This is a genomic window from Mycobacterium sp., from assembly GCF_032162105.1.
Lineage (GTDB): Bacteria > Actinomycetota > Actinomycetes > Mycobacteriales > Mycobacteriaceae > Mycobacterium.
The window spans coordinates 1-7,745 of the sequence record NZ_JAVRPS010000415.1 but is presented as its reverse complement, the minus strand read 5'-3'; the positions used below and the strand labels follow the sequence as shown (position 1 = coordinate 7,745).

General features: G+C 65.8%; 10 protein-coding genes, 2 tRNA genes and 1 pseudogene. 6 read left to right on the top strand and 7 right to left on the bottom strand.

Annotated elements, in window-relative coordinates:
* Positions 1-21 precede the first annotated feature (21 nt).
* The 3 genes from QOC69_RS21275 to QOC69_RS21265 form a co-directional block, all read right to left on the bottom strand.
* Positions 22-94 (bottom strand) — tRNA-Gly (locus QOC69_RS21275).
* A gap of 93 nt (positions 95-187) precedes the next feature.
* Complete coding sequence (locus QOC69_RS21270) at positions 188-535, bottom strand: DUF6636 domain-containing protein (RefSeq protein WP_526443256.1); 348 nt, start codon at positions 533-535, stop codon at positions 188-190.
* Positions 532-783 (bottom strand): hypothetical protein, encoded by a 252-nt coding sequence (locus QOC69_RS21265; RefSeq protein ID WP_526443254.1) that lies wholly within the window; start codon positions 781-783, stop codon positions 532-534. Before QOC69_RS21265 ends, QOC69_RS21270 begins: the two co-directional genes overlap by 4 nt.
* Positions 784-840: 57 nt before the next feature.
* Here QOC69_RS21265 and QOC69_RS21260 point away from each other — a divergent pair.
* The 5 genes and pseudogenes from QOC69_RS21260 (at position 841) to QOC69_RS21240 (ending at position 3,791) form a co-directional block, all read left to right on the top strand.
* A tRNA-Val gene (locus QOC69_RS21260) sits at positions 841-915 on the top strand.
* Between the two features lie 262 nt (positions 916-1,177).
* Entirely contained in the window at positions 1,178-1,414 is a 237-nt protein-coding gene (gene mbp1, locus QOC69_RS21255; protein ID WP_526443252.1) for a microaggregate-binding protein 1, read from the top strand.
* Between the two features lie 125 nt (positions 1,415-1,539).
* Positions 1,540-2,076: pseudogene (locus QOC69_RS21250) on the top strand (uracil-DNA glycosylase family protein); the annotation flags it as partial.
* Positions 2,064-2,744 (top strand): HAD family hydrolase, encoded by a 681-nt coding sequence (locus QOC69_RS21245; RefSeq protein WP_526443250.1) that lies wholly within the window; start codon positions 2,064-2,066, stop codon positions 2,742-2,744. The pseudogene QOC69_RS21250 and the gene QOC69_RS21245, both read left to right, overlap by 13 nt.
* Before the next feature lie 60 nt (positions 2,745-2,804).
* Positions 2,805-3,791 (top strand): LLM class F420-dependent oxidoreductase, encoded by a 987-nt coding sequence (locus tag QOC69_RS21240; protein WP_526443248.1) that lies wholly within the window; start codon positions 2,805-2,807, stop codon positions 3,789-3,791.
* A gap of 108 nt (positions 3,792-3,899) precedes the next feature.
* Here the strand turns inward: QOC69_RS21240 and QOC69_RS21235 are convergent, their stop codons facing one another.
* The 4 genes from QOC69_RS21235 to QOC69_RS21220 all read right to left on the bottom strand — a co-directional run bounded on the left by QOC69_RS21235 (position 3,900) and on the right by QOC69_RS21220 (position 7,502).
* Entirely contained in the window at positions 3,900-4,349 is a 450-nt protein-coding gene (locus QOC69_RS21235) for a DUF6319 family protein (protein WP_526443246.1), read from the bottom strand.
* A gap of 252 nt (positions 4,350-4,601) precedes the next feature.
* The gene (locus tag QOC69_RS21230; protein WP_526443244.1) at positions 4,602-5,135 is read right to left on the bottom strand and encodes a hypothetical protein; all 534 of its coding nucleotides are present in this window, start codon (positions 5,133-5,135) and stop codon (positions 4,602-4,604) included.
* A gap of 333 nt (positions 5,136-5,468) precedes the next feature.
* Complete coding sequence (locus QOC69_RS21225) at positions 5,469-6,308, bottom strand: L,D-transpeptidase (protein ID WP_526443242.1); 840 nt, start codon at positions 6,306-6,308, stop codon at positions 5,469-5,471.
* Between the two features lie 156 nt (positions 6,309-6,464).
* Positions 6,465-7,502, bottom strand: coding sequence for a hypothetical protein (locus QOC69_RS21220; protein ID WP_526443240.1), 1,038 nt, complete (start codon positions 7,500-7,502; stop codon positions 6,465-6,467).
* Between the two features lie 34 nt (positions 7,503-7,536).
* On the opposite strand from QOC69_RS21220, the gene QOC69_RS21215 reads away from it, so the two are divergent.
* On the top strand, positions 7,537-7,745 hold a 209-nt coding region (locus QOC69_RS21215), incomplete at its 3' end, for a hypothetical protein (RefSeq protein ID WP_526443238.1).

Sequence of the window (7,745 nt, the reverse complement as noted above, 5' to 3'; positions counted from 1 at the left end):
GTTGATGCCACTGCACCTTCGAGCGGATGACGGGATTCGAACCCGCGACCCTCACCTTGGCAAGGTGATGCGCTACCAACTGCGCTACATCCGCGTGCCACGGGCGAGATCGTCGCCCGTCGCGAAGCGCAACATTAGTCCAAGCACGCGAGGGCGCACAAATCCCCCCGACGCCGTGTCGAGGGGATCAGAACACCCGATACGCCTCGCGCGCGATCGCGAAGCCACGCCCAGTGTTGATGTCGCGGCACGTGATGCTCGACTCCGCGCTGTCGCACTGCAGCACCCCGGCCGAGATCGACTGGCCGTACGCGAGGGCATTGCCGTCCGGCACGAGCGCCGTGTCGCCGGCGCAGACGAATTCGGCGCGGCCGCCGGGCACGAGCGTGATGCCTTGCCCGTAGTCGTATTCACAATCTGCGGGGCGAGGCGGCGGCGACCAATCGGCCTCGGCGATGTCGCAGCGGACGTCGTCCACGTCGAGGTAGCAGCCGACGTTGCTGCTCTGCGACCTGAACCCGACCAATTCGGTCACGACGCGGGATTCACCGGTGCCCGGCGCTCGCTCTTGCGTGAGGCCGCCGGTGATTCGGTGGGTGCCGAACGGACCGTGGTCGCCCGCTGCATCGAGGGTGCCGACGCGACAGGAGCGGGGTCCGAGCCGCCGCAGCCGGACAGCAGCCCCGCGCCGAGGCCGACGAGAATGAGGCCAGGCGCAGCGTCATGGCGGTGACCATACCGCCGCAGAGTTGCCGAGGTCCGGCCGTCGGGATTCTCGGCCACACGGACGTCCGTGTTAATCTCTGACGTCCCATCGATCTCTGATCGGTGCGTCTCCCAGGTCTCGTAGCTCAGTGGGAGAGCGTCCGCCTCACACGCGGAAGGTCGCTGGTTCGATACCAGCCGGGACCACCACCAAACGCAGTTCAGAGCCCCTCTTTGGGTCGGTGACGAGCTTGTCGAAGCCTCGGGGAGAGGCTTACAAATTCAAACCTTCAGGCGTGGGCCTCGTGGCACCGTCTCCGCTGGTTGTTCAGGGTGCGACTTCGCACGTCGGGTTTGGTCGTCGCGCGGTGTGGGAAATCGGCTGGTGCAACACCGGGGCAGATGCCCCGTCACGTGGAGCGTTCAGCGAGCAGCGCGCCGACGATGGGATCAACCAGCGAAGGGATCTGTGATGGCTGACGACAAGAGCGGACCGGCAGAAGGTATCAGCGGCGTCGTGGAAGGCGTCAAGGGCAAGGCCAAAGAGGTCATCGGCTCGGCTACCGGCCGTGATGACATTCGGCGCGAAGGCGAAGCCCAGCAAGACAAAGCTGACGCGCAACGCGAGGCCGCGAAGAAGGAAGCCGAGGCGGAGGCCGCGCGCGGTGCGGCCAAGGCGAGCGAGGTTCGCGAGAAGGCCGAGCAGTAACAGCAAACGTCGATCGGGAGGTCCGGCCCGCAGGGGCCGGGCCTCCCGCTCTTCGATCCCGCCGATGTAGCGCTAGTCGTCACTGAATGATCAGGAGGACGGATGGCTGACACCAGATGAGCGTCGAAGATGGACCCGGCGCACCGTTCGTCGGGCCTGCCGGGCGGATCCTCGACAAAGCGCTTGACGCCGCTGGGATCGGTCGGGACGAGCTGTATGTCACCAACGCGGTCAAGCACTTCAAGTTCACCGTCCGCGCCGAGCGGAGCAAGCGCCGCATACACCAGACACCCAGCCGAACGGAGGCGGTGGCCTGTCGGCCGTGGCTGGTCGCCGAACTCGACGCCGTGGAACCCGACGGGGTGGTCCTCATGGGCGCTGTCGCAGCCAAATCGTTGCTGGGCAATGACTTTTGGCTCACCGCGCACCGAGGCGAGCTGTTTCACCTGGCCACCGACGACGGCATGCGCAATCCCGACCTGGTGGTGACCGTGCATCCCTCGTCGATTCTTCGTGGGCCACCGGAACGGCGAGGCGAAGCGCTCAGTGGCCTGGTCGATGATCTGCGGTTCGCCAGCGGTCGTCGCAACGCATGGCTGAGAGTGGTTGTCGCGGTGACTACTTGGCTTTCAACCGATGGGATCCTGGCATGCCCGCTTTAGCCGATTCACCCCCTGCGGTGCTGTTTGACATCGATGGCACCCTCGTGGACTCGAATTACCTGCACGTCCACGCCTGGTGTCGTGCGTTCAGGGAGACCGGTATCGCGGTGGAGTCCTGGCGGATACACCGTGCGATCGGGATGGACGGAACGCAACTGGTGAAAGCGTTGTCGGGCGGGGCGGACGGGACCGCCAGGCAGCGGGCATCGCAGCTGCATTCGCGGTACTACGCGGAGCTGTCGTTGTATCTTTCGCTGTTGCCCGGTGCGCGTGAACTCCTGGACCGGGTCGCCTCACGGGGGATGCAGGTGGTGTTGGCGACGTCGGCGCCCGAAGACGAGCTGGCGAGGCTGCGATCGTTGCTCGACTGTGAGGACCTCCTATCGGCGGTCACGTCGTCTGAGGATGTCGACACCGCCAAGCCCGAACCCGACATCGTTGCCGTCGCCCTCGACCGAGCCGGCGTGCAGCCCTCGCGCGCGGTGTTCGTCGGCGATTCGGTGTGGGACGCTGAAGCCGCCGCCCGGGCCGGGGTGATCAGCATCGGAGTTCGCAGCGGAGGAGTATCGGCTCAGGAGCTGCAGAGCGCTGGCGCGACCATGGTGTTCGATAATCCAGACGATCTTTGCAAGCACATCGACGTGAGCCCAATCGGCCAACTGCAGTAATCGAGCGCGTCCAAGGCGTCACGGTTTTGGGCTTGCCCCCGGGCGGGTATCCGCGTGGCCATGACACGGTTTGGCTACACCTTGATGACCGAGCAGAGCGGGCCGAAAGATCTTGTCCGGTATGCCGTTTCGGCAGAACACGTGGGTTTCGACTTCGAGGTGTCCAGCGACCATTTCTCGCCATGGCTGGCGGCGCAGGGACACGCGCCCAACGCGTGGACCGTCCTGGGTGCGGTAGCCCAGGCCACGGAGCGGGTCGAGTTGTTCACCTACGTCACCTGCCCCACGATGCGGTACCACCCGGCGGTCGTGGCACAGCAGGCGGCGACGCTGCAGATCCTCGCCGACGGGCGTTTCACGCTCGGGCTGGGCAGTGGCGAGAACCTCAACGAACACGTGATCGGCAAGGGCTGGCCAACGATTCTGCGCAGGCACGGCATGCTTCGCGAGGCCATTCAGATCATTCGCGAATTGTTCACTGGCGAACTCGTTGACTGGACCGGCGAGTATTTCGAGGTCGACTCGGCCCGGCTGTGGGATATCCCCGACGTTCCGGTCGCCATCGCCGCGGCAGTGTCCGGGCGGAAGTCGATCGAGACGTTCGCCCCCCTGGCGGATCATCTGATCGCCGTGGAACCAGACCAGGACCTGGTCGACTCGTGGCATGCCGCGCGCCGCGCGACGGGGCTGCCCGGCGACGTCAGGGTGGTCGGGCAGATCCCGATCTGCTGGGATCCTGATCGCGAAGCCGCGATCACCCGTGCCCACGGGCAGTTCCGCTGGTTCGGTGGTGGCTGGCAGGTGAACGCCGACCTTCCGACGACTGCCGGGTTCTCTGGCGCCACTCAGTTCGTACGTCCCGACGACGTCGCAAACTCGATCCCGTGCGGCCCTGATCTGGACGCGATCGTCGATGCAGTCCGCGCCTACTGGGAAGCCGGTTTCACCGACATCGCGCTCGTCCAGATCGGCGACGATGGCCAGGACCTATTCCTCACGGAAGCAGCCACACCGCTGCTGGCAGCGTTGCGGGCAGCCGCCGGTTGACGACCGTACGAGCCGAACGTCCCGGGACGGGTTTGCTCAGGTACACAACCGCAAAGGAGCTCGGACTGAGCGCTGATCAGACGCGGTGAGCGGCTTGGTTCAGGGAGCTCAGTCCAGGTCGGCGAGTGTCTTGCGGGCGGCTTCTAGTTCGGCTTCGAGGGCGGCGACCCTTGCGGCCTGCTGGGAGCGCGCCTCTTCGATGACCTCGTCGATCGGGGTGGAGAGGTCCTCGTGCAGTTCCTTGGCCGCGCGGGAGACGGCGGCGGCCGCGACCGCGAGGTTGCGGGCCAGGTAGGTGGTGCCGTGCTTGAGCTCGGCGCGCCAGTCACCGTCGGCGGTACCGGTGACAGTGAGGGTCAGCTCGAGAGTCTTGGTCTTCTTGCCGGCCGCCTTCTTGGCCGGAGCCCTCTTGGGCTTCTCTGCGGCAGGAGCTTCGGCGTTGGGCGCGTCGGGCGCCGGTGTGCTCGCAGGCGAGGTGCTCTCGACAGAAGGAACCACGACGTCGGGAGTGTCGGAGTAGGTGGGCGGCGCTTCTGCTGCCAGAGTGTCTACGGTCATCGTTGCGGCGAACTCCTTCTGAACATCGCCCGCACTGTGCGGGCTGGCGCGGAGAGTCCATTAGAACACATGTTCGACTCCAGGTGCCAACTTGCCACTCGCGCCAGCTCACCGCTGACCATGCGCGCCTGCGCATTTGGACAAGCAGGTTGTCCGGCAAGCCATCGCACACACGGAGGGTCGCTGGTTCGATACCAGCCGTCGCTGAGTTCCAGCCCCGGTTCAGGACTTGACCCGGCGACCGTCGTCTCGTCAGCCGGTAGGACCGGGCAGGATCGGCTGACCGGACACCGGGGCGCCGGCCGGCGGGGGAGCAATCGGGTCGCCCTTGCCCGCGAAGCCACCAGCCATGTCAACGAGCCCAGCCGCCACAGCCACGGGGGCAGCGACCGGAACCGGTGCGCCCACGGGTACGGGAGCGCCCACTGGCACGGGCGCACCGACGGGGACGGGAGCGCCCACCGGAACTGGCGCACCGACGGGTACCGGAGCAGCGACCGGAACCGGCGCTGCGACCGGCACTGGACCGGGCAAGGCCATCGGAATACCCGCCATGTCAGCGATCGGAGCGCTGGCCGGACCGCAGCCGGCCGCAGCCGGCGCTGCACCGACCACGCCCGCCGCTGCCGGCGCTGCACCGACCTCGCCCGCCGACGTCTCCATGCAGTCGTAGCCGCCGGTGACCCATTGGGCCGCTGCAACGCCAGGGCTCAACGCCACGGCGACCCCGCACAACCCAGCTCCAGCAGCAATTACTGCGATGTTGAATCGATCAAAGATCGTCATCGACGTTGGCTCCTTCATTCCGGCTCAGACATTCGGCGTTCAAGTGGTGCAACAGAACCGAATGCCCGCACCGAAGTCGCGGTTAGACGGCTGCGTCAATTATCAAAGGCAAACGGCGCCCGTGCACCATGCCGCACCGTGTCGTTTCCAAATGGTGACGTTCGGTTCCTCGATGGGCGGTGCGCCAATCGCCGTGCGTGAGAAGCGCATAGCCACTTTCTAGGGCACGGTGTGCTCGTAAGCGACACGGTCTCATACCGATTCGGTCTCGGCGAAATTCTGTACGACGACCGCGCCACGAGACGCGCGCATGCATCTGGGTGGAGAGCCGCGTCAACCCGACACTGCGCGAGGAACTTCGAGGCTGTTCTCCCGCACTATCACCGGGTCGCCAACGTTGACCGTGTTGAAGTACCACTCGGCGTCCTCGGGACTCAGGCTGACGCAGCCGTGACTGACGTTCTCGTGCCCGAGCGAGTTGACCGCCCACGGAGCCGAATGCACGAAAAGGCCACGGCTGGTGATGCGGACGGCGTATTCCACGTCTAGCAGGTAACCGTCGGGAGCGTCGACGGGAATGCCGACGCTGCTCGAATCCATCACCACGTCGCGTTCTTTGGCCAAGACGGTGTAGGTGCCGACCGGTGTCGGGTAGTCCGGCCTACCCATCGAGGCCGGGAACACGCCCGCCTCTCCCCAGTGGGGTCGGTGGTGCGGTGACGGCAGTTCAGACGGCGGCCGAGCCTCGACTCCGTCGATGCTGACGGTGAACGTGTGATCCGAGATGCTGGCCACGCCAACGACGGCAGGACCGGTCTGAAAGTTCGTCGACAGGCTGCCCACCGACAGCGCCACCGTGCTGTGCGCCGGCCAGAATCGGTCGGGAACCCACTGTACGACCTCGTTGTCGAGCCATTCGTACTTGCCGGTCATCGCGGGTACCGATTTGATGTCGATGGCGCTCTCGGCCAAGTGCCTGTCGGCGACGGGCCCGCTGAACGTCACCACCACGGGGTGTGCCACACCCACCACCGCGTCCTGTGTCGGCAGAACCGATGCGATGGCGGACCGATACGACTGGTTTATCGCCGCCACGCTGGGGCCGGCCGGCCCCGCCACCACACTCGCAGTCATCACGATCGCTGCAAGAACACACCGAACAACCTGACGCATGGCTTCCGATTCCTTTAATTACACCGATGTCAATTGGAATCGTAGGGGAGACGTGGTGATTCGATGTGTAGGTGCGCCTTAGCAATTCGATCAAGGATCTGTCACGCTTCGGCTACGGCCAGCGGATCGGGCGAGGTGCCTGCGCGTCGCGACCTATCAGTTGTTCAGCTGGATGACGATGGCATAGCCGTCGTGATCGCCGGTGGTCTGGGTAGCGCTGTCCACCGAATTGCTCAAGGGGACGATGCCGACCAACGTTGCGCCGCTGAGGATGAGCCGACTGGCGAGTTCGTCGCGGGCGGCGTTGTACGAGGTATACGTATGCGTCGGCACGAGGCCGGAGAGACCCCATTGTTCGCGGCTGGCCGCGACAGTCCAGACGAATCCCGACGCGGTCTGCACGGGGTCGGGTCCGAACGCGCGGGCATGGTCGTCCGGGAGCAGAAAGGAGTTGTTGGAGTAAGCGTCCAGGATGCCGGTGGGCTGTTGACCGTATGTCTCGCCGTCGATGGTGCCTTGAAAGCCGGTGGAGTGTATTGGCAGGGCCGGGAATCCGGCCTGACTCATACTCGCGTTGAATTTGGCGGTGGCCTCCGCGGCGGTGCTCGACGTCGGATCGACGATGATGACGTTGATCGGCTCCAGGAGCGTCTTGCCGCCGAGTTGCTGTCCGCCGAAGTCCGAGATCTGTCCGTTGGACTCCAGCAGCCACGGACCGATGTCCCCGTACGGAGTTTGAACCACGTCGTCGGCGGTGGGGACTCCAGGAGTAGTGGATACCGGGTTCGTGCCGATCACCGGATCGGAGGTGACGACGATGGGGGTGCCCGCCACCGGCAGCCCGAGGGTCATTTCGATGCGACGGACCACCTCGAACACCAGCAAGTGCAACGGATCCGCCGGGGGCACAGCCGGATTCGGCGAGATCAGCGTGTTCACCGCCGAGAACACTTCCGACAGCAGGCCGATGATGGCATTGCCCGGTAGTGGCGGTGCGACCGGTGGGGCGGCCGCTGGCAGTACGGACACGACCGCCGGAGTCGGCGCCAATGCCACGCGCGATGTCGCTGCCGCGGTTGCCGACCCGGTACCCGACACGAACGATCGGGCCGCCGGACCCGGGGATCCCGGGTCGACCACGGGGTTCACCTCCGCCAGCGCGGCCACCACCGCACGCTGCACGGTGTGCGTCATCGAGTTCCCTCCCGATGAGGTGGGATCGGGCGAGGTGGCACCCGCGAACGGGGTTGAGCTCGTCGAGACGATGACGTCGAGTGAGGAGGTGGATGGCGCACTCGCTGGTCCCGGTGTCGAGGACTTAGATGTCGAGGACTCCGGTGTGCTGTCTTCGCCGGCCGAGACGGTGGGCGACGTCTTGGTCGATTCTGCCGCTGCGGTCGGCTTGGGCGTGCCGCTGCCGGTCGACTCGCTGGGTGC